14 protein-coding genes and 1 tRNA gene are annotated in these 18,522 nt (G+C 73.6%); 3 read left to right on the top strand and 12 right to left on the bottom strand.

Annotated features, from left to right (window positions below; all coding sequences use genetic code 11):
- Positions 1-7: 7 nt before the first annotated feature.
- Positions 8-376, bottom strand: coding sequence for a hypothetical protein (locus RM446_RS00480; RefSeq protein ID WP_311543003.1), 369 nt, complete (start codon positions 374-376; stop codon positions 8-10).
- 145 nt (positions 377-521) lie between these two features.
- A complete protein-coding gene (locus RM446_RS00485; protein ID WP_311543004.1) occupies positions 522-785 on the bottom strand; it encodes a hypothetical protein in 264 nt (87 codons plus the stop codon).
- A gap of 308 nt (positions 786-1,093) precedes the next feature.
- Between RM446_RS00485 and RM446_RS00490 the strand changes: the two genes are divergently transcribed.
- Positions 1,094-1,942, top strand: coding sequence for an exonuclease domain-containing protein (locus RM446_RS00490; protein WP_311543005.1), 849 nt, complete (start codon positions 1,094-1,096; stop codon positions 1,940-1,942).
- Positions 1,943-1,979: 37 nt separating this feature from the next.
- Here the strand turns inward: RM446_RS00490 and RM446_RS00495 are convergent, their stop codons facing one another.
- Entirely contained in the window at positions 1,980-3,137 is a 1,158-nt protein-coding gene (locus RM446_RS00495) for a carbohydrate kinase family protein (RefSeq protein WP_311543006.1), read from the bottom strand.
- Between the two features lie 175 nt (positions 3,138-3,312).
- On the opposite strand from RM446_RS00495, the gene RM446_RS00500 reads away from it, so the two are divergent.
- Positions 3,313-4,692 carry a family 4 glycosyl hydrolase gene (locus tag RM446_RS00500; RefSeq protein ID WP_311543007.1) on the top strand — a complete coding sequence of 460 codons (1,380 nt, stop codon included), beginning with the start codon at positions 3,313-3,315 and terminating at the stop codon, positions 4,690-4,692.
- Positions 4,693-4,783: 91 nt separating this feature from the next.
- Here RM446_RS00500 and RM446_RS00505 read toward each other — a convergent pair whose 3' ends face one another.
- The 6 genes from RM446_RS00505 to topA all read right to left on the bottom strand — a co-directional run bounded on the left by RM446_RS00505 (position 4,784) and on the right by topA (position 14,385).
- A complete protein-coding gene (locus tag RM446_RS00505; protein WP_311543008.1) occupies positions 4,784-5,131 on the bottom strand; it encodes a hypothetical protein in 348 nt (115 codons plus the stop codon).
- A 162-nt stretch (positions 5,132-5,293) separates the two neighbouring features.
- A tRNA-Thr gene (locus tag RM446_RS00510) sits at positions 5,294-5,366 on the bottom strand.
- A 138-nt stretch (positions 5,367-5,504) separates the two neighbouring features.
- Entirely contained in the window at positions 5,505-7,121 is a 1,617-nt protein-coding gene (locus RM446_RS00515; RefSeq protein WP_311543009.1) for an alpha/beta hydrolase, read from the bottom strand.
- A gap of 37 nt (positions 7,122-7,158) precedes the next feature.
- Complete coding sequence (locus RM446_RS00520; RefSeq protein ID WP_311543010.1) at positions 7,159-8,358, bottom strand: DNA polymerase III subunit delta'; 1,200 nt, start codon at positions 8,356-8,358, stop codon at positions 7,159-7,161.
- 224 nt (positions 8,359-8,582) lie between these two features.
- Positions 8,583-11,027, bottom strand: a complete 2,445-nt coding sequence (gene tmk, locus RM446_RS00525) for a dTMP kinase (protein ID WP_311543011.1) — start codon at positions 11,025-11,027, stop codon at positions 8,583-8,585.
- Between the two features lie 496 nt (positions 11,028-11,523).
- Positions 11,524-14,385, bottom strand: coding sequence for a type I DNA topoisomerase (gene topA / locus RM446_RS00530; protein WP_311543012.1), 2,862 nt, complete (start codon positions 14,383-14,385; stop codon positions 11,524-11,526).
- Between the two features lie 231 nt (positions 14,386-14,616).
- On the opposite strand from topA, the gene RM446_RS00535 reads away from it, so the two are divergent.
- Positions 14,617-14,802, top strand: a complete 186-nt coding sequence (locus RM446_RS00535; protein WP_311543013.1) for a DUF5703 family protein — start codon at positions 14,617-14,619, stop codon at positions 14,800-14,802.
- Between the two features lie 476 nt (positions 14,803-15,278).
- On the opposite strand, the gene RM446_RS00540 is transcribed toward RM446_RS00535, so the two are convergent.
- The 3 genes from RM446_RS00540 to RM446_RS00550 form a co-directional block, all read right to left on the bottom strand.
- Positions 15,279-15,998, bottom strand: coding sequence for a DUF320 domain-containing protein (locus RM446_RS00540; RefSeq protein WP_311543014.1), 720 nt, complete (start codon positions 15,996-15,998; stop codon positions 15,279-15,281).
- A gap of 308 nt (positions 15,999-16,306) precedes the next feature.
- A complete protein-coding gene (locus RM446_RS00545; protein ID WP_311543015.1) occupies positions 16,307-17,188 on the bottom strand; it encodes a chaplin family protein in 882 nt (293 codons plus the stop codon).
- A 168-nt stretch (positions 17,189-17,356) separates the two neighbouring features.
- Positions 17,357-18,418, bottom strand: coding sequence for a hypothetical protein (locus RM446_RS00550; RefSeq protein ID WP_311543016.1), 1,062 nt, complete (start codon positions 18,416-18,418; stop codon positions 17,357-17,359).
- Between the last annotated feature and the right edge of the window lie 104 nt (positions 18,419-18,522).

Here is an 18,522-nt window from a genome sequence, read left to right on the forward strand (position 1 = left end):
GGCCCGGCTACTCGGCACCGCCCGCGGCCGCGCGCAGCGCCTCGTCGACGGCCTCGATCGCGCGCAGCACGGCCGCCATGCGCAGACCCTCTTCCCGGTAGGCGTTCATGACCTGATCGACGGCGTGCTGGGGCAGGTGGTCGCGCAGGTCGACCCGCGCGGTCCGGTACCCCTGCCGCGCGCCTTCGAGCGAGGAGGCCACGTGCTGGCGCGCCAGCCGCGACAGCGCCACCGGATGCCGCCGCAGCACGCCGTGCAGCCGGTAGTCGGCGGGCACGTGATCGAACAGCCAGACGGCGGCCGTCTGCTCGAACGAGTCCGACCCCGGAGGGTGCACGCTCTCCGGCCAGTCCGGAGATAACTGCTGGTCAGGCATACCACGAGCATACCCGATCTCGTACATGCGTTCGAGTTCGGGGCAGCCCGCACCCCCCGTTGATCTTGTAGCTATCGTGAATTAAAACGATTTTCCCTCACGATAGCTACAAGATCGACGGTGCTGACGCCCGTCGACCCTCCAGCTAGCCCGGCAGCCCCTCGGAGGTGTCCGCCGAGCCCGCGGCCCCCGGCTCCGCGCTCCCGCCGCCGGAGGACTCCTTCTCACCCTCGCCCTCGCGGCGCTCCGCCTCGACCCGGATGGCGTACTCAGCGGCGTCGACGGCCGCGCGCGCGGTGATGGCGTTGGTGTGCGCCCGCTCCAGATCGTCCAGCTCGATGCAGTCGAACGCGACGCGCGCGTCGTGGATGGCGGCTTCGAGTTGGCGTCCCGCTTCGTCCAGGCTCATGGTCTCCCCTTTTCCCTACGGCGTGCGGCCGGATCCGACCGCGACGTTCGGCTTCCGGGTACTCCATGCGCGAATCCGTCACGAGGAGCCGCGCGTTGGATCTCTCTACCCCCGAGACCGGGGGGTCATGTCGCGGCCGGCACGAGTCCCCCGCTCAGCGGCCCGCACCCGGCCCCACCGCCGGGCGGCCGCCCGGCGCGGCGCCGCACGCCCCGATCTCCCGGCCTACACCGGGTTCGCCGATCCGGCCGGAACCGTCGGCACCCGCCGCTAGCATGTCCGGGACGCGAAGAGAGCAGGGGAGTACGATGCGCAACCGCTATCCGGGAACATGCACCTCCTGCGGCACCCCCGTCGCGGCCCAGGCCGGAGTCGTCCTCAAGCAGGAAGGGCGATGGCGCACCTACTGCGCCGAGCACGAGCCCCGTCCCGAGCCCCCGTCCCGCGGCGACCACATCGGCTGGCACACCGGCCCGCTCGCCGGCTACGACTGCGAGACCTCCTCACGCGATCCCCGCGAGGCCTTCCTCGTCTCGGCGGCCTTCGTCGACTCCGCGGGCGCCGAACGCACCTGGCTGGTCGACCCCGGCGACCGCGAGATCCCCGAGGACGCCATCGCCGTCCACGGCATCACCAACGAGCGCGCCCGCGACGAAGGCGTCCCGGCCGTCAAGGCGCTGGACGAGATCGCCGAGGCCCTCTGCGCCCACCTGATCGCCGGGCGCGGCCTGGCCGTCTTCAACGCCCCCTTCGACCTGACGGTGCTGGCCGGCGAGCTCCGCCGCCACGAACTGGCGCCGATGAGCGAACGCCTCGGGACCGACACCGTCTCCCCCGTCGTCGACCCCCTCGTCATCGACCGCGGATCCGATCCCTACCGGCGCGGCAAGCGCAACCTCGCCGCCATGTGCGAGTTCTACCGCGTCGACCTGAACGACGCGCACACCGCCCTCGGCGACGCCGCAGCCTGCCTCGCCCTGGCGTGCGAGATCGCCGCGCGCCGCCCCGACGTCGCCGCGATGGACCTCGCCGCACTCCACCGGCGCCAGATCGAATGGGCGGCCGCCTACGCCCGCAGCCGCCAGGAGTGGCTCGACAAGAGCCGCCCCGGGCACGGCACCGTCGTCGACGGCACCTGGCCCTGCGACGCCCTCTGAGGACCGCCGCCACGGCTCCCGCGGCGCGCCGCCGACCCTAGTTGCGCAGACCGATCGTGGCGCTGGCGCGCCGCTGCTCGGTCGGCAGCCATGACAGCGGCACCAGGTCGGCCAGGAACCGGTGGTCGCGGGCGAGTCTGCGCTCCGCCACGCTGTGGCCCGCCGCGGTCTGGCCCCACCACGAGGCGATGTCGGCCCAGCCGGGCGCCGACAGCGAACCGCCGGTGTGGCGCAGCGACAGGGCGGCCGAGAGGTTCGCGAAGCGCAGCCGCTGCTCCAGCGGCCAGTTGGCCAGCGTCCCGACGACGAATGCGGCGCCGAAGACGTCGCCGGCCCCTGTGGTGTCGACGGTCTCCAGCACCAGGCCCTCGACCTCGGCGCTCTCGCCCGTGCACTGGTCCACGGCCAGGGCGCCGCGCGGTCCGTCGGTGACCACGGCCACCGGCACGTACTCGGCTAGCGCCGACAGGGCCGAAGCCGGACTGCCCGTGCGGGTGTAGGACATCGCCTCGATGGCGTTGGGCATGAAGACGTCGCAGCGCCGCAGCTGATCCAGCACCGCACCGCTCCAGGTCCCGCTGTCGTCCCAACCGACGTCGGCGAAGATCCGGGCGCCCTTGGCGGCCTGGTCCAGCGCCCACTGCGGCACCCCGTCGTCCATGCCCAGGCCGACGAACGCCGCACGCGCCTGCGGCAGGGCGTGGGCCATCTCGTGGTGCGGCGTCGGCGAGGGGTGCTCGTGAGTGACCATGCTGCGGTCGCCGCGGTAGGCCAGCGACACGGTGAACGGCGAGTGCCAGTCGGGGATGCGCCGCGACGCCGCCAGGTCCACGCGCTCCTGCACACTCAACGTGTCCCACGCGAAGTCGCCGTAGACGTCCTCGCCGAAGGCCGCCGCCACCGAGGTGCGCAGGCCCAGCCGGGACGCCGCGACCGCGAGGTTGGCCACCCCGCCCGGACACGACCCCATGCCCTCGGCGCCGACCTCGGTCCCCGCGGCGGGCGGGGCGGCCAGACCGGTGAGCACGATGTCGAAGAACACGGTCCCGCTGAGCGCGAGGTCGACCGCCGGACTGTCGGGCTCGCGCTCGGCGGCGAGGACGTCGTGCGGCTGCCCGACAAGGGGCGCCGATTCCAGCCGTGTGTCGGCTTTCGCCGCCTGCTTGCCGCCGTTCACGCGTGTCTGCACGCCCATGGTCTTCCCCGCGGTCTCCGCCCCCGTTCGAGGGCGCCAGCTCAAGAGTCCTAGAAGTGCAGGCTACGCAAGGACACCGACACTGGCACGCTTGATGTCGCCCACACCCCGGGGGAACCGCCGCGGACTACGGTGGAACCGGGCGGCCCGGATCGGGCGGAGAGGAGACGCACACGTGCGACTGGCCATTCTCGGCGGCGGCGGGTTCCGCGTGCCGCTCGTGCACCGGGCCCTGCTCGCCGAGTCCCGGCGCGGCGACGCCGTGATCTCCGAGGTGGTCCTCTTCGACACCGACGAGGACCGGTTGCGCGGCATCAGCGCCGTGCTGGAGCGGCAGCGCGACGCCCACACCGCCGAGCACGGCGAGCCGCGGCTGGCCGTGCGCACCGCCGGCAGCCTGCCCGAGGCACTGGCGGGCGCGGGAATGGTGTTCTCGGCGATCCGCGTCGGCGCGATGCCGGGGAGGGCCGCCGACGAGCGCGTAGCGCTGTCGGCCGGGGTCATCGGCCAGGAGACCGTCGGCGCCGGCGGCATCAGCTACGGTCTGCGCACAGTTCCCGTCGCCCGGCGCGTCGCCCGCGCGGTCGCCGAGCACGCGCCCGGAGCCTGGGTCGTGAACTTCACCAACCCGGCGGGGCTGGTCACCGAGGCGATGTCCGCCCAGCTCGGCGACCGCGTGATCGGGATCTGCGACTCCCCCGCCGGCCTGGCCCGCCGGGCCGCCCGCGCACTGGGCCTGGACCCGGCGGCGGTGCGCGCCGACTACGCCGGGCTGAACCACTTGGGGTGGCTGCGCGGGCTGTGGAGCGGCGGCCGCGACCGGCTGCCCGACCTCCTGGCCGACACCGCGGCACTGGAGTCCTTCGAGGAGGGCGGCCTGTTCGGCGCCGACTGGCTGCGCAGCCTGGGAGCTCTGCCCAACGAGTACCTGCACTACTACTACATGGCCCGCGAGGCCGCCGCGGCCGCCGCCGAGTCCGCCCGGCGGGGCCCGACCCGCGGAGAGGAACTGGTCGAGCAGCACCGCGGCTTCTACCGCGAGGCGGCGGCGCGGCCGGGCGAGGCGTTCGAGCTGTGGGACCGGGCGCGACTGGCCCGCGAGCGCGGCTACATGGCCGACAACCGCCGCGCGGCGGGGGGCGTCGAACGCGCCGAACAGGACCTGGACGGCGGGGGCTACGAGGAGGTGGCGCTGTCGGTGATGCGGGCCCTGGCCCGCGACGAGCCGACCCGGCTGATCGTGGACGTGCGCAACCGCGGAGCCCTCAACGGGCTGGACCGCGACGCGGTGGTCGAGGTGCCCTGCCTGGTCGACGGCGGCGGCGCGCAGCCGCTCGCCTCGGCACCCCTGTCAGGGCACCAGCTGGCCCTGGTCCTCGCGGTCAAGTCGGTGGAGCGCGACATCATGGAGGCCGTGCGCACTGGTTCGCGCGCGACGGCGCTGCGGGCCTTCGCCACCCATCCCCTGGTCGACTCGGTGGGCACCGCCCGCACCCTGCTGGACGGCTACCTGGACGCCTTCGGCGACCTCGGCGAGATCCTGCCGAACCCGTAGCCGCCGCCGGGCCGGCAGGCGGGCGGGCGCTGCCGGGTGCCCGGACGCGCGCTGCCGAGTACCTGAAGCGCCGCCGCGCGCAGCGCCGCCGCTACTGCCCGGGGCGGCGGATTCCGGCCACGATCTCCTCGGCCCGAAGGGCACTGCAGCCGGTGGCGTCGCGGACCGCGCCGACCGCCTCGTTGTCGCGGCCCTCGGCGAGCAGTCCCCGTACGCGCGCGAGCGCGTCGCCGGCGAGCTCCCTCCCGGCGTCCTCTTCGGAGCCTTCCAGCAGGGTGTAGCCGCCGACGGGCGCCTCGTCCGGGGCGGCGGCCCCATGCGCGTCGGCGCCCGGCTCGATGTCCCGGCGCCCGCGCCGCACGTGCGCCGACACCCAGCTGCCCAGGCCGAGCACGGCCAACGCGCCCAGCATCGCCAGCACCATCAGCACCATGCTCATACCTGTCAACTACCCAATGCGACGGCACTTGCACGGATCGCGACCGACGGCCCCTCCGCGCACCCCGAGCGCCGCACCCGTCCCGCTTGGGCGTCAGCGGGGGCGTGCACAGCGAAAGGCCCGGGGCGACCGGTGGGGTCGCGCCCGGGCCTTTCGATCCGGAGCCGCCTGTCGGAATCGAACCGACGACCTATTCATTACGAGTGAATCGCTCTGCCGACTGAGCTAAGGCGGCACCGCCCCGCCTGCGCGGAGCGGTCACCAGTGTAGCGCCTTGCGCGGACGCGTCGGTACGCGAAATCCCCGTCGCGGCCCCCGCGCCCGGGGACGCCTCGCCCCGGACGCCGTGGCGGAGGGCCGGGCCGCAGGAGGCTCACGAGCACACGGTGCCCTTCTCGGGCGGCTCGCCGCGCAGCAGGTAGGTGTCGACGGCCGAGTCGACGCAGTCGCTGCCGCGGCCGTAAGCGGTGTGGCCGTCGCCTTCGCGTGTGAGCAGCACGCCCGACTCCAACTCGCCGGCCATCTGGCGCGCCCATTCGTAGGGGGTCGCCGAGTCGCGGGTCGTGCCCACGACCAGGATCGGCGGCGCACCGGGGGCGTCCAGCGGCTCGGGCTCGGCCACCGCCTCCTCTGGCCAGTAGGCGCAGGTCAGTCCGCCCCAGGTGAGCGGCGCACCGAACAGCGGGGCGGTCTTGTCGGCGCGCTCCGCGGCCTCGTCGAAGGCGCCGATGTCGCGGGGGCTCTGCCGGTCCGAGCAGTTCACCGCGACCAGCGCGGACGTGTAGTTGGTGTACTCGGCGGTGTCGCCGCGGTTGTAGAGGTCGCCGGCCATCCGCAGCAACCGGGTGCCGTCGCCGTCGAAGGCCTCGCTCAGGGCCGTGCTCAGCTGCGGCCAGGAGCTCTCGCTGTACAGCGCCGAGTGGATTCCCAGCTCCAGCCACGAGCGGCCGGCCGTGCGCCCGTCGTCCAGGTCACTGCGCAGCGGCTCGCGGCCGGCCCGTTCGAGCAGGCCGGCCAGCCGCTCGGTCGCGGACGCGACGCCGTCGCCGGGCCCGCCCAGCGGGCAGTCCTCCACCTCCAGGCAGGCCTTGACGAAGGACCGCAGGGCGACCTCCGCGCCCTCGGCCTGGCGCATCCCCAGTTCGACGATGCCGGCCGAGGGGTGCAGCGCGCCGTCGAGGACCAGTGCCCGCACGCGGTCGGGGAACCGGTCGGCGTAGTGCGCTCCGACGTAGGTGCCGTAGGACTTGCCGAGGAACGTGAGCCTGTCGTCGTCCAGCGCCGAGCGCAGCACATCCACGTCGCGCGCCACCTCGTCGGTGCCCATGTGCATCATCAGGCCCCCGGAGTCCTCGCGGCAGCCCTCGACGAATCCGCGGTTGAGTCGGGCGAGCTCCCCCAGCCCGGCCTCACCGACGTCGGCGGGGTCGGACCCGCCGCCGGGGCCGGTGAAGTCGACGGCGATGAAGTCGTCCATCTCCGACCGGTCCAGGCAGGCGATCGGGGAGCTGCGGTCCACGCCGCGCGGGTCGAAGCCCACGATGTCGAAGCGCTCGCGGACCGTCTCGCCGACGGTACGGGCGGCAGAGTCGGCGTACTCGACCCCGGAACCGCCGGGGCCGCCGGGGTTGACCACCAGCGAACCGATCGGGGCGGGGCCGGTGGCCGGGATCCGCCGGACCGCGATGTCCAGCCGTTCGCCGCCGGGCTCCGCGTAGTCCAGGGGGACCTCGAAGGTGCCGCACCGGGCGCCGCCGTCGCCGCAGTCGCGCCAGTCGATCGTCTGGCCGTAGAACCGGCCCGGCGCTCCGCCGGGAACGTCGGCGGCGCCCGGATGCTCGTCGCCGGCCGACCCGGTGCAGCCGCTCACGGCGACCGCCAGAGACAGCACCGCCGCCGCGATCCGCGCCGCGGGCCGGATGAACGGCCGGCGGGAGGCGCTGGGGAACGGCGCCGAGAGGGAGGCGCCCGCGGCCGACGTGGTGTCCATGGCGCCACCCTAGATCGGCGGGCTCGGACCGAGGGCCTCAGCCCTGGTAGAGGGCCGCCGTCATCGCCTCCATGGCGATCTGCGGGTGCACGTTGGCGGCGATGCGCTCACGGCAGAGCATGATGGCGTCGATGCGCCGCAGGGTGGACTCCGGCGCCGAGGAGCGCGCGAGGCGCTGCACGTCGCCCTCGTGCCCGGCCGTGGACAGCTCGACCGCGGCGCCCAACTGGAAGGCCAGCACGTCGCGGTAGAACGCCACAAGGTCCATGAGCGCGACGTCGTAGGTATCGCGCTTGATGCGGGTCGCGCGGCGCTTCTGCCGCTCCTCCAGGTCCTTCAGGGCGCCCGCTGCGCCCCGCACGGCCTTGGCCACGCCCTTGCCCGTGGAGCCCTCGCCGAAGGCGGCCTTGAGGTCGTTGCGCTCGCGCTCGTCCAGGTGCTCGGTGGTGGCCTTGGCCTCGGCCTCCGCGAGCTCGTAGAGCCGCGCCGCGGCGGTCACGCACGCGCCGGTGCCGTCCAGTCGCACCGGTATGCCCAGCACCTCCGAGCGGCGCTCCCGGGCCTCGGGGTCGGTCGCCAGCTGACGCGCGCGCTCGACGTCGCCCGACGCCGCCCGGGCGGCGTCGGCGGCCCGGGCCGGATCGACGCCGTCGCGCCGGACCAGCAGGTCGGCCACGGCGCCGGTCGGCGGCGTCCGAAGGGTCACCTCGCGGCAGCGGGAGCGGATGGTGACCAGCATGTCCTCGGCGGTGGGGGTGCACAGCAGCCACACCGTGCGCGGCGAGGGCTCCTCGACTGCCTTGAGCAGCGCGTTCGAGGCGGCCTCGGTGGCGCGGTCGGCGTCCTCGAACAGCACGATGCGGAACCTTCCGCCGGTGGGCCGCGACGCCGCCTGGAGCACCAGCTCGCGGGTGCGCTCGACGCCGAAACTCAGCCCGCTCGGGCGCACGTAGAGCACGTCGGCGTGGGTGCCGGCGAGTACCTGGTGACAGGATCCGCAGTCGCCGCAGCCGCCGCGGGGGCACTGCAGCGCCGCGGCGAAGGCGCGAGCGGACTCGGCGCGGCCGGATCCCGGCGGCCCGGTGAACAGCCACGCGTGGGTCATGCCCTCGCCCGGCCCTCCGGCGAGCAGGTCGCCGGCGCCGCCGACGGCCGCCCGCAGCCGCTCGACCGCGGCGTCCTGGCCCACGAGGTCGCCGAAGACCCCGGATCGGCCGGCTTCCACTCGTTCGCTCACCGCTGCGCCCCACTGCCGCTCGATCGCCGACTGGGCCCGGACGGTGCGGCACCGCCTCAGGGTCGGCACCCAGGATAGACCGCCCGGCCGACATACCGCCGGCGTTCGGCCGCCGCCTGCGGGAGCCGCCCGGACACGGAAACGGCCGCCGGAGTCGCGGCGGACTCCGGCGGCCGTGTACTCGGACCCGGTCCCCGGCCGACCCGAGGCACCGGGCGGCGGCCCTACTCCTTGATCGTGGGCATCATCCCGGTGATCGCCTCGGCGTCCTGGGGCACCGGGTCGGGCAGCAGCGGGCGGAGGCGGCGCCGGATCTCGCGGCCGATCTCCTCGGCGGACTCCCGCCCGTCGACGACCAGGTACCGGGAGGGGTCGCGCTCGGCGAGCTCGCGGAAGCCCTGCCGCACCCGCGCGTGGAACTCCTCCGACTCGGCCTCCATGCGGTCGGTGCTGCCGCCCAGCCGGGCCAGCCCCTGGTCCGGCGGGATGTCCAGGAGAACGGTCAGATGCGGCGCCAGGTCCTCGGTCGCCCACTCGTTGACGCGCTCGATCTCGTCACGGGCGAGCTCGCGGCCGGCGCCCTGGTAGGCCAGCGTGGAGTCGACGTAGCGGTCGCTGATGACGATCGCACCCCGGCGCAGTGCGGGCAGGATCACCGACGACACGTGCTCGGCGCGGTCGGCCGCGTACAGCAGCGCCTCGGCGCGCGCCGACATCCCGGTGTGCTCGCGGTCCAGCAGCAGGGCACGCAGCCGCATCCCCAGCTTCGTGGAACCGGGCTCGCGGGTGGTCACCACCTCGAACCCCTCTTCGCGCAGCCACACCGACAGCCGGCCGGCCTGGGTGGACTTGCCGGCGCCCTCGCCGCCCTCCAGGACGATGAAGGTGCCGGGCAGGCGGCTCTCCTCCGGCGCCGCCTCGGCGCTGGGGAGCGGCACCCCGCGCAGCGCGGCGAACAGCTCCTTGGTGAGCGGGGCCTCGCCGCCGGTGTCGACCCTGCGGTAGACGACCAGCGAGGCCGACACCACCAGCACGCCCGTGATCAGCAGAACCGCGCCGGTCCCCAGGAACTCGTAGTCGAGGTCGCCGAAGCCCACGGTGTAGTCGCCGACGACCGCGGCGATCAGCGGAGCCGCGACCACCGCGACGAGCAGCTCGGTGCGGGCCACGGCGTCGAGATAGCCCAGCGTGCGGGTGCGGATGTCGTCTTCCAGCTCCTGGTGCAGCAGGGTCACGCCCGTCGCCCAGGTGATCCCCGCGGCACCGCCGACCAACGCGACCAGCACCGCGGCCATGACCATATTCGGGATCAGGCCGGCGGCCAGCAGGGCCAGGGCGGCGACCACCATGCTCACCGAGAACAGCCGCGGGCGGCTGAGGTGGTGCAGGATGCGCGGGCCGGCGACCACGCCCAGGCCCATTCCCGCGAAGACGGCGGCGAAGAGCACCCCGAACCCGGCGTTGCCGGCTCCCAGGGTCGTCACGTGCAGCCGGGCGACGCCGACCACGGCGGCCACGGCGGGGAACACGCTGACCATGCCGGCCAGCAGGCCCCGGACGAACGGGGTGGTGCCGGCGAACCGGCCGCCCTGCCACACGGTCCGCAGCAGGTTCTCCGGCCGGTACCGCGGCTCGGCCGCGGGCGGGGCCGCGGCGGGGCGGTCGGCGGCACCGCCGCTCGCCGACGGATCGGCGGCGGGGGCCTCCGCTGGCTGCGGCACGGGCGGCATCTCGGCGGTGGCCTCGTTGTCCGCCGACCGGGTACCCGTGGCGATCGGGGTCGTGCGCTCGTTCTCGGCGGCGCTCTCGGTGGTCTGCATTTGCGCGGTGGCCTCGTCGTCGGCCGACCGGCCGGCGGCGATCGGCGACGTGGGCTCGTTGTCGGCCGCGTTCGGCGGCGCGGCAGGACCGGCCGGAGCCGCCGAGGGCCGGGCCCGGTCCGTTCCAGTACCCGCGGGCGCCGGGGTCGGCGAGGCCTCCACCAGCCTCCTGCGCGGCTTGGGCATCACCCACGCCGCCAGTGCGGCCGCGAGGAACGCGACCCCGGCCGTGTACAGGGCCGCGTCGGCCTGCGGCACGAAGAAGGCGCCGTCGGTACGCCCGCCGCCACCGGGCAGCAGCGCGCCGAGCAGCCAGCTCATGGACGCCAGCGCCGCGAACAGCACGCCGGCCACGGGAGCGGCCCCGTAGAACGTGAGCACGCCGAGCCGGGTCGCGCGGTCCAGCTTGCGCTTGGGCACCGCCTCGGCGAGCGCGGCGTCCTTGGCCGGAGTCCAGGCCAGGGCCGCGAGCTCGGCGAGGAAGCCGGCGATGAGCAGCCAGTCAAGGCGGCCCGCGAGCGGGATGGACAGATAGAGGAGCGCGCGGGCGGCATCGGCGGCGGCCATCGTCATCCGCCGGTCGAACCGGTCGGCCAGCAGGCCGGCCAGCGGGCTCAGCAGCAGCGGAGGCGCGAGCTTGACCGCGGCCGCGCCGGCGACGGCGTAGGCGCGGATCAGGGGGTCGGAGTCGGCGGTCAGTGCGGCGGCCAGGGAAAGGAGGACGAGCAGGCCGAACCAGTCGCCGAGGCTCGACAGCGACAGCGCGGCCCACAGGCGGCGCAACGGCTTGCTGCTGGACAGGACGCCGCGCGTCTCGCCCGGTGCTCCTAGGGGGGCAGATCTGCTCATAGCGATGAAGGTATCGACTGTTCTGGTGCTGGGAAGGTGGGCTTTGGGCCCCGATCGGTCCGGGACGGCAAACAAGGACCGGCCGTGCTGCGGGCGCAGTCGCCAGCCTAGTGCGAAACGTGAGAAGGGCGATAGCTCGCTCGGCAACAGCGGGATCCGGCGCCCCGCGCCTCGCGCCGCGCGGCGTTCAAGGAGCGTTCGCGGCACTGTAGCGCCGGGCGAACCGGGGCGCCACCCCCGCACCGGCGCGGACGGGCTGCTCCGGCTCCGCTGCCGCGGCGGGGGCGGGCGCCGACCTGGAGGCCTGCGGCGGCGACAGCGGGCGTGAATTCTCCGTCACACCGCACGGACGCCCGCCAAGCCTCCGCAGGTACCGGACTGCGGCTCCTCCGCTTTGCGACGCGGGCGGCCGGTGCAGCGCGGGTAGCGGCCGGCCTGTCGGCGGTCGTTCCGGGGGCGCCCCGGCGGCCCATGCGCGGGGCGCCCCCGGTACGGGTCAGGACTGCGACGTGCCGCCCTTGGGAGTACCGTCCTTGGCGCCCGACCGCGCTCCGCTCCCCGCGGTGCTCTTCTTCGTCGCGGCCTTCTTCGTCGCACCCTTCTTCGTTCCCGTCGCATCGGCCGAGGACTTGGCCGAGCCGGACTTGGCGGCGGTCGACTTGCCCGACGAGGACTTCTTGGCCGGGGCCTTCGCGCGCCGTTCCGCGAGAAGCTCACCAGCGCGCGCGTCGGTGACCGCGTCCACCTCGTCGCCCTTGCGCAGTGAGGCGTTGGTCTCGCCGTCGGTCACGTAGGGGCCGAAGCGGCCGTCCTTGACGACCATCGGCTTGCCGGTCTCGGGGTCGTTGCCCAGCTCGCGCAGCGGGGCCGAAGCGGCGGCGCGGCGGCCGCGCTGCTTGGGTTGGGCGAACAGCTCCTTCGCCTTCTCCACGGTGACCGTGAAGATCTGCTCCTCGGTCTCCAGCGAGCGGCTGTCGGTCCCTTTGCGCAGGTAGGGGCCGAACCGGCCGTTCTGCGCGGTGACCTGCTCGCCGTCGATCTCACCCACCACGCGCGGCAGGGAGAGCAGCTTCAGCGCGTCGTCCAGCCCGATGGTGTCCAGCGACATCGACTTCAGCAGCGACGCGGTGCGGGGCTTGGGCGCGTTCTTGGATTTGGACTTGGCCGACTTGGCGCCGCCCGAGGCCGGCTGGGCCTCCTGGTCCTCCAGCACCTCGGTGACGTAGGGGCCGAACCTGCCGTTGCGCGCGACGATGCGCCGCCCGGTCTCGGGGTCGACGCCCAGCTCGCGGTCGCCGCTGGGCTGGGCGAACAGCTCCTCGGCCTTCTCCAGCGTGAGCTCGTCGGGCGCCAGGTCCTCGGGCACGTTCACCCGCTGGCCGTCGCTCTCGCGCTCCATGTAGGGGCCGTAGCGGCCCACCCGGATCATGATGTCGGTGCCCTGCAGCGGGAAGGAGCTGACCTCCTTGGGGTCGATCTCGCTGAGCTGGTCGCCGACGAGTTCCTTGAGCCCGGCCTCCTCCTCGGCGCCGTAGTAGAACCGGCGCAGCCACGGCACGCTCTCGGCCTCGCCGCGGGCGATGCCGTCGAGCATGTCCTCCATGCGCGCGGTGAAGTCGTAGTCGACCAGGTTGCCGAAGTGCCGCTCCAGCAGCTGGACCACCGCGAACGCCAGGAAGGAGGGCACCAGCGCCGAGCCCTTCCGGAACACGTAGCCGCGGTCCAGGATGGTGCCGATGATCGACGCGTAGGTCGAGGGCCGACCGATCTCGCGCTCCTCGAGCTCCTTGACCAGGCTGGCCTCGGTGTAGCGCGCCGGAGGACGGGTGCTGTGGCCCTCGGCCGCGAGGTCCTCGGCCTTGAGCGGGTCGGCCTCTTCCAGCGGCGGCAGGCGGCGCTCGCGGTCGTCGAGCTCGGCCTCGGGGTCGTCGGAGCCCTCGACGTAGGCCTTGAGGAAGCCGTGGAAGGTGATGACCTTGCCGGTGGCGGTGAACTCGGCCGACTCGCCGGCGGTGGAGGTGCCGACGACCTTCACAGTCACCGACTCGCCCACCGCGTCCTTCATCTGCGAGGCGACGGTGCGCTTCCAGATCAGCTCGTAGAGCCGGAACTCGGCGCCGCTCAGGCCGGTCTCGGCGGGCGTGCGGAAGCTGTCGCCGGCCGGGCGGATGGCCTCGTGGGCCTCCTGGGCGTTCTTGACCTTGCTGGAGTACACGCGGGGCTTGGCGGGCACGTAGTCGGCGCCGTAGAGCCGGGTGGCCTGATCGCGTGCCGCGGCGATCGCGCTCTCCGACAGCGTGGTGCTGTCGGTGCGCATGTAGGTGATGAAGCCGTTCTCGTACAGCCGCTGCGCCACCTGCATGGTCTGCTTGGAGGACAGGCTCAGCTTGCGCGAGGCCTCCTGCTGCAGCGTGGTGGTGCGGAAGGGCGCGTAGGGCGAGCGCTTGTAGGGCTTGCGCTCCACCGAGCTGACCGCGAAGTCGCTGCCGGACAGCCGCTGGACCAGACCGCGCGCCGCCTCCTCGTCCAGGTGCAGCACGCCCGATCCCGAGCGCAGCTCGCCGGCCGAGGTGAAGTCCCGGCCAACCGCCACCCGGGCTCCGTCGACGCTCGCGAGCGCGGCGGTGAAGGTGGCGGGGTCGTCGCCCGCGCCGCCGCCCACGGTGTCGAAGACGGCCTTCAGGCCCCAATAGTCGGCGGAGACGAAGCTAATGCGCTCCCGTTCGCGCTCGACGACCAGGCGCGTGGCCACCGACTGGACCCGACCCGCCGAGAGCTTGGGGACCATCACCTTCTTCCACAGCACCGGCGAGACCTCGTAGCCGTAGAGGCGGTCGAGGACGCGACGGGTCTCCTGGGCGTCGACCAGCCGCAGGTTCAGGTCGCGTGTGTTCTCGGCGGCGTGGCGGATGGCGTCCTTGGTGATCTCGTTGAACACCATGCGGCGAACGGGCACCTTGGGCTTGAGCTCCTCGCGCAGGTGCCAGGCGATGGCCTCGCCCTCGCGGTCCTCATCTGTGGCGAGGTAGAGCTCGTCGGCCTCGGCCAGCAGCTCCTTGAGCCGCTTGACGTGCGGCTTCTTCTCCGGGTTGACCACATAGAGGGGCTCGAAGTCGTGGTCGACGTTCACCCCGAGGCGCGCCCACGGCTCGCTCTTGTAGCGGGCCGGGATCTCGGCGGCCTTGGTGGGCAGGTCGCGGATGTGGCCGATGCTGGACTCCACGACGTATCCCCGGCCCAGATAGCCGGCGATGGTCTTCGCCTTGGCGGGCGACTCGACGATGACAAGCCGGTTTCGGTCCTGCTGTCCGGTGTCCTCGGAGCCGTTCTCGCCGGCGCTGCCCTTCTTGGGTGGCACGCTGTTCCCCTACATCTCGCCTTGCGCTGTCTGTGCGACCGGTCAACGGGTCCGCCAGCCATCGGAATTCCCAGCCACTGACGGTAACCGACGGCGACGGGATTCGCTCCCCCGAGACGGCGTGTACCGGTCGGCGCCGTCGCGAGCGGGCCCGTTGGCCGGTGGGGACCGGTGGTTCACGTGTACGAACGGTATGGCACGAACACCGTCAGCGGTCGCAGAATAAGAAGGATGCTTGAGTACGAATACCGCGAGATCCGCTTTCCACGCGGCACCTCGCGCAGCGCCACCCGTCAGGCGCTGACCGAACAGGCGGAGTACGGGAAGTGGGAACTTGCCCGGGTACGCCTGTTTCCCGACGGAAGTCGCCGCGTGACACTGCGTCGGAAGATCCTTCGACAGCTACGCCCGATGTGATTTAAACCACACTCGCCGCTGCGTCCTGGCAACCGCGAAGGCGGTGGCCGGATCCGGCCCGCCCGCCGACCCGCCGAGTCACTCGGTTCCGACTCCGCCGAGTCCCAACCGCAGGCGCCGCGGCTTGGACTGGCTGCGCCTACGAATATGAAGTTCGGTTTACCCAGTGGCTGAGGGATGTCACGCTCCGAGAAAAAAGGAGTGCTTCGCCAACGGAGGATCACGCGGATGCGCTCGGCTCCCGGCCCGCCACGGCGATCCCGATCCCGCCGTCGAACGGCTACCCGGCCCGCTCGCATACGGCGGCGGCCCTCTCACGAGCCCGAGAGGGCCGCCGCCGCGGCCGTCGCGTCCCCCGGTCCCCGCCACAACATCGGCGCAGGCTGTAGGGCACCGCACCGGCGGCGCAGCCGTTCCATCCCCTGCTTTCCGGACCGTCGCCACCCGGCCTGGGCCGAGAAGGTCCGCGATCCGGCCTAGAGGCCCATGTCGGTGGCTCCCTGGGACGAGAACTGACGCACGGAATCGGTCTGCGTGACCCGGTCCGTCGCCTCGGACAGGCCGCTCAGCTCAGAAGGCACGGAATCGGGGGTCCCGGGCACCTCAGGGGTCTGAGCCTCAACCGCCTGCGACCCCGGAACGGCGTTCATCAAGCCCGACGGGTCGGGCAGCTCGTTGCGCAGCGGCTGCTGCTCGGGCGCCGCGTCGGCGGCATCAGAGCTCTCGGCTGTCTCGGGCGGCGTGCCTTCGACCTCGGAACCCGTCTCGTCGGAGGGAGGGACGGCGCCCTCCACGACCGCGGCACCGTCGCCGTGGGACGCCGCGCCCGCGGTGCCCAGCACCGCGCCGACCGCGTTGCCCGACGCGTTCACCGGCACGTCGCCGTCCAACACGGCCTGGTTGCCGCCGATCACCGAACCGTTGCCCGAAGTCGTGGTGTCTTCGCCGTCTCCGTCGACGACGACCGCCCCCGCGTCGTGAGAGGACGCGCCGGCGACGCCGCCGACGGCGCCGACCGCGTTGCCCGACACGTTGGCCGGGACGTCCAAATCGGCGATCACTTGGTTTCCGCCCAGCGCGGAGTTGCTCCCGGAGGTGGTGGGGTGGGTGTCGGAGAAGGAGACGCCGGCGCCCAGGGCTACGAACCCGCCTGTGAGCACGGCGGCTTTGGCGGTGGTGCGAACCCATTTTTGCATTGGGAGTCCTTTCGAGATGAATGTGCAGCTAGATATGGATGCAGCCAAGACCCGACACCTGCGCCCCTGGGTGAAGCACTCAGTGCCGTGTCCGGTGGCGTTCCGCGGTCGCGCACTTGGGTAGTACGAGTTGCGCGCGGAGCGCGGGGCGTGCGTGCCCCATGCCGGCGCCGGAAGGGCGCCCGGCGGGCGGCGCACGCCGGACCAGCTCCCTCTGGTTCGAGGAGGCTGAGGTGAGTCCCGCGGCGTGGCCGCACCGCGGGGCTCGCGTCAACCCCCCGGTCCGAGGACCGGGGAGCCGAAGCAGGTCAGGAGCAGAGGCCGGCCTTGCGGCGGACGAGGACGAGCACGCCCAGGCCGGCGAGAACCGCGCCCGCGCCGGCCGCCAGCAGCGGCAGCAGCCCGGCGCCGGTTACCGGCAGGCCGCCGTCGCTCATCGGGGGTGCGCTCGGGTCCTCGGGCGGGGTCGTCCCGTGGTCCGGCGGGGTGCTCCCGTCCTCCGGCGGCGTGGTCTCGTCGCCGGGCGGGGTGCTCCCGTCGTCGGGAGGAGTCGTCCCGTGGTCCGGCGGGGTGCTCCCGTCCTCCGGCGGCGTGGTCTCGTCGCCGGGCGGGGTGCTCCCGTCGTCGGGAGGAGTCGTCCCGTGGTCCGGCGGGGTGGTCTCGTCGTCCGGCGGCGTGGTCTCGTCGCCGGGCGGGGTGCTCCCGTCGTCGGGAGGAGTCGTCCCGTGGTCCGGCGGGGTGGTCTCGTCGCCGGGCGGGGTCGGGTCGCTCTCCTTCTTCCCCTCCCCCTTGCAGTCGGCGCCCGCGTTGCCGGCGATGCCGATGGCGTTGCCGCACGCGTTCACGGGGGCGTCGGCGTCGACGCCCACCTGGTTGCCCCCGAGGACGGATCCGTTCCCGCTGGTCGCGGTGTCGCCCTCGGAGCCCGAGACCGACGCGCCGCCGCCGGAGGAAGAGCCGCCGGACCCGGTGGAGGCGCCGCTGCCCTCGCACTTGGCCCCGGCGGTGCCGACGACGGCGATGGCGTTGCCGCACAGGTTGACGGGGGCGTCGGCGTCGACGCCCACCTGGTTGCCCCCGAGGACGGATCCGTTCCCGCTGGTCGCGGTGTCGGCGTGGGCGGGCGGTGCGGCGGAGAGGAGTCCGGCCGCCGCGAGGGCGGCGAGGGCCATGGTGGTCTTCCTGGACATATGGCAATTCCTTGGAACGTCGGACTGCGTCTGGATCGCTGCGGACGGCCGAGCGGGCAACCGTGGGGCCGCATCGGCAGGCTGGCGCACAGGGCGCCGGTGATGGCAGGGCGCGCGAAAACGCACCGCGTTCAGGCGTGCGCGCGAGGCACGCCCGAGCGGCGCGTACTAGTCAGGCGAGAAAGACGGGTCGTCGGCTGTGTAGCGGACGACCACGGCCGGGTCCGCCGGCAGTGCGACACGCTGGGCGACGAGCCGAAGCGTGTGGCCGCGGCTCATCAGGAAGCCGGCGGGCGCGGCGGGGACCGGCGAAGGTGACACCGTGCCGGTGGAGTCGGAGGCCTCGTGCCAGGCCGACCCGGTCAGCGGGGTACCGGAGTCGGCGGTGTCCGCGGACTGCTCCCCTCCGGTGTTCTCGGCTTCGGCGGCGGCAGCAGCAGGCACGGCCCCGGTCCGGGCGTGCTGTGCAGGACGCGCTGCGGAGGCGGCGTCCTCTGCGTCGGACTCGTCGGCCGCAGCGGCGTCGGAGTCGCGGCGGCCGGGACCCTCGCGCCGTTCGTCGGCGGAATCGTGTGCGACCGGCGCCGCGTAGACGCCGTCGAGCCCGCCGATCCCCTCGATTCCGGTCCGCGGGCCCTCCTGGATGGTCTGCTCCAGTCCGCCCTGGATACGCCCGGTTTCGGAGACGATGCCGTCCGAGACGGCGCCCGCGAGTTCGGATTCGGTGAGCGAGCCTTCGCCCAGCGAGTCCTCCGCGAAACCGCCGACCTTGCGGCCGGCGTCCACAGTGCCGGCGACGACCTCGCCGGTGCCCTGCGCCGTGGTCTCCACCACGTCGCGGGCTCCGGCCCCGGCGGCTCCGGCTGCCTCGGTCACGCCGCCGGACTCGGTCACCGAGTCGAGCGCGGGAACCCCGGTCCCGGCGGCGCCGCCCTGTTCGGCGGCGACGCGGTCCGCGACGTCTTCCGGCGCGTCGTCGGCGGTGTGCTCGACAGCGTGCCCGCTCTCCTGCGGTGCGGCGCCGGTGATGTCGCCGGCCTCGGACGCGACCGCGGCGGCGGGCTCCAGGCCCGCGCCGGGAAGGTCGTCCGCGGCGGCCGCGGCTCCACCGAGGAGCCATCCGGCGGCGGCCAGGCCGGTCAGGAGACCGGCTCGGCGCAGGGTGCGCCCCGCGGCCCGGCAGCGCGCGAGAGCGGGGCGAGCCCGCCTCATGCGATCTGCCTGCACCATGGACAACCCTTCACTCTGCGGCGAACACCGGATGGGAGCTGCAATGCGGCGCACCCGCCGCACAGTGGGGTTCGCAAAGAGTAATCATATGCCAACCGAAAGTC

It is taken from the genome of Streptomonospora wellingtoniae (assembly GCF_031845375.1).
In the GTDB taxonomy this organism is placed as follows: Bacteria; Actinomycetota; Actinomycetes; order Streptosporangiales; family Streptosporangiaceae; genus Streptomonospora; species Streptomonospora wellingtoniae.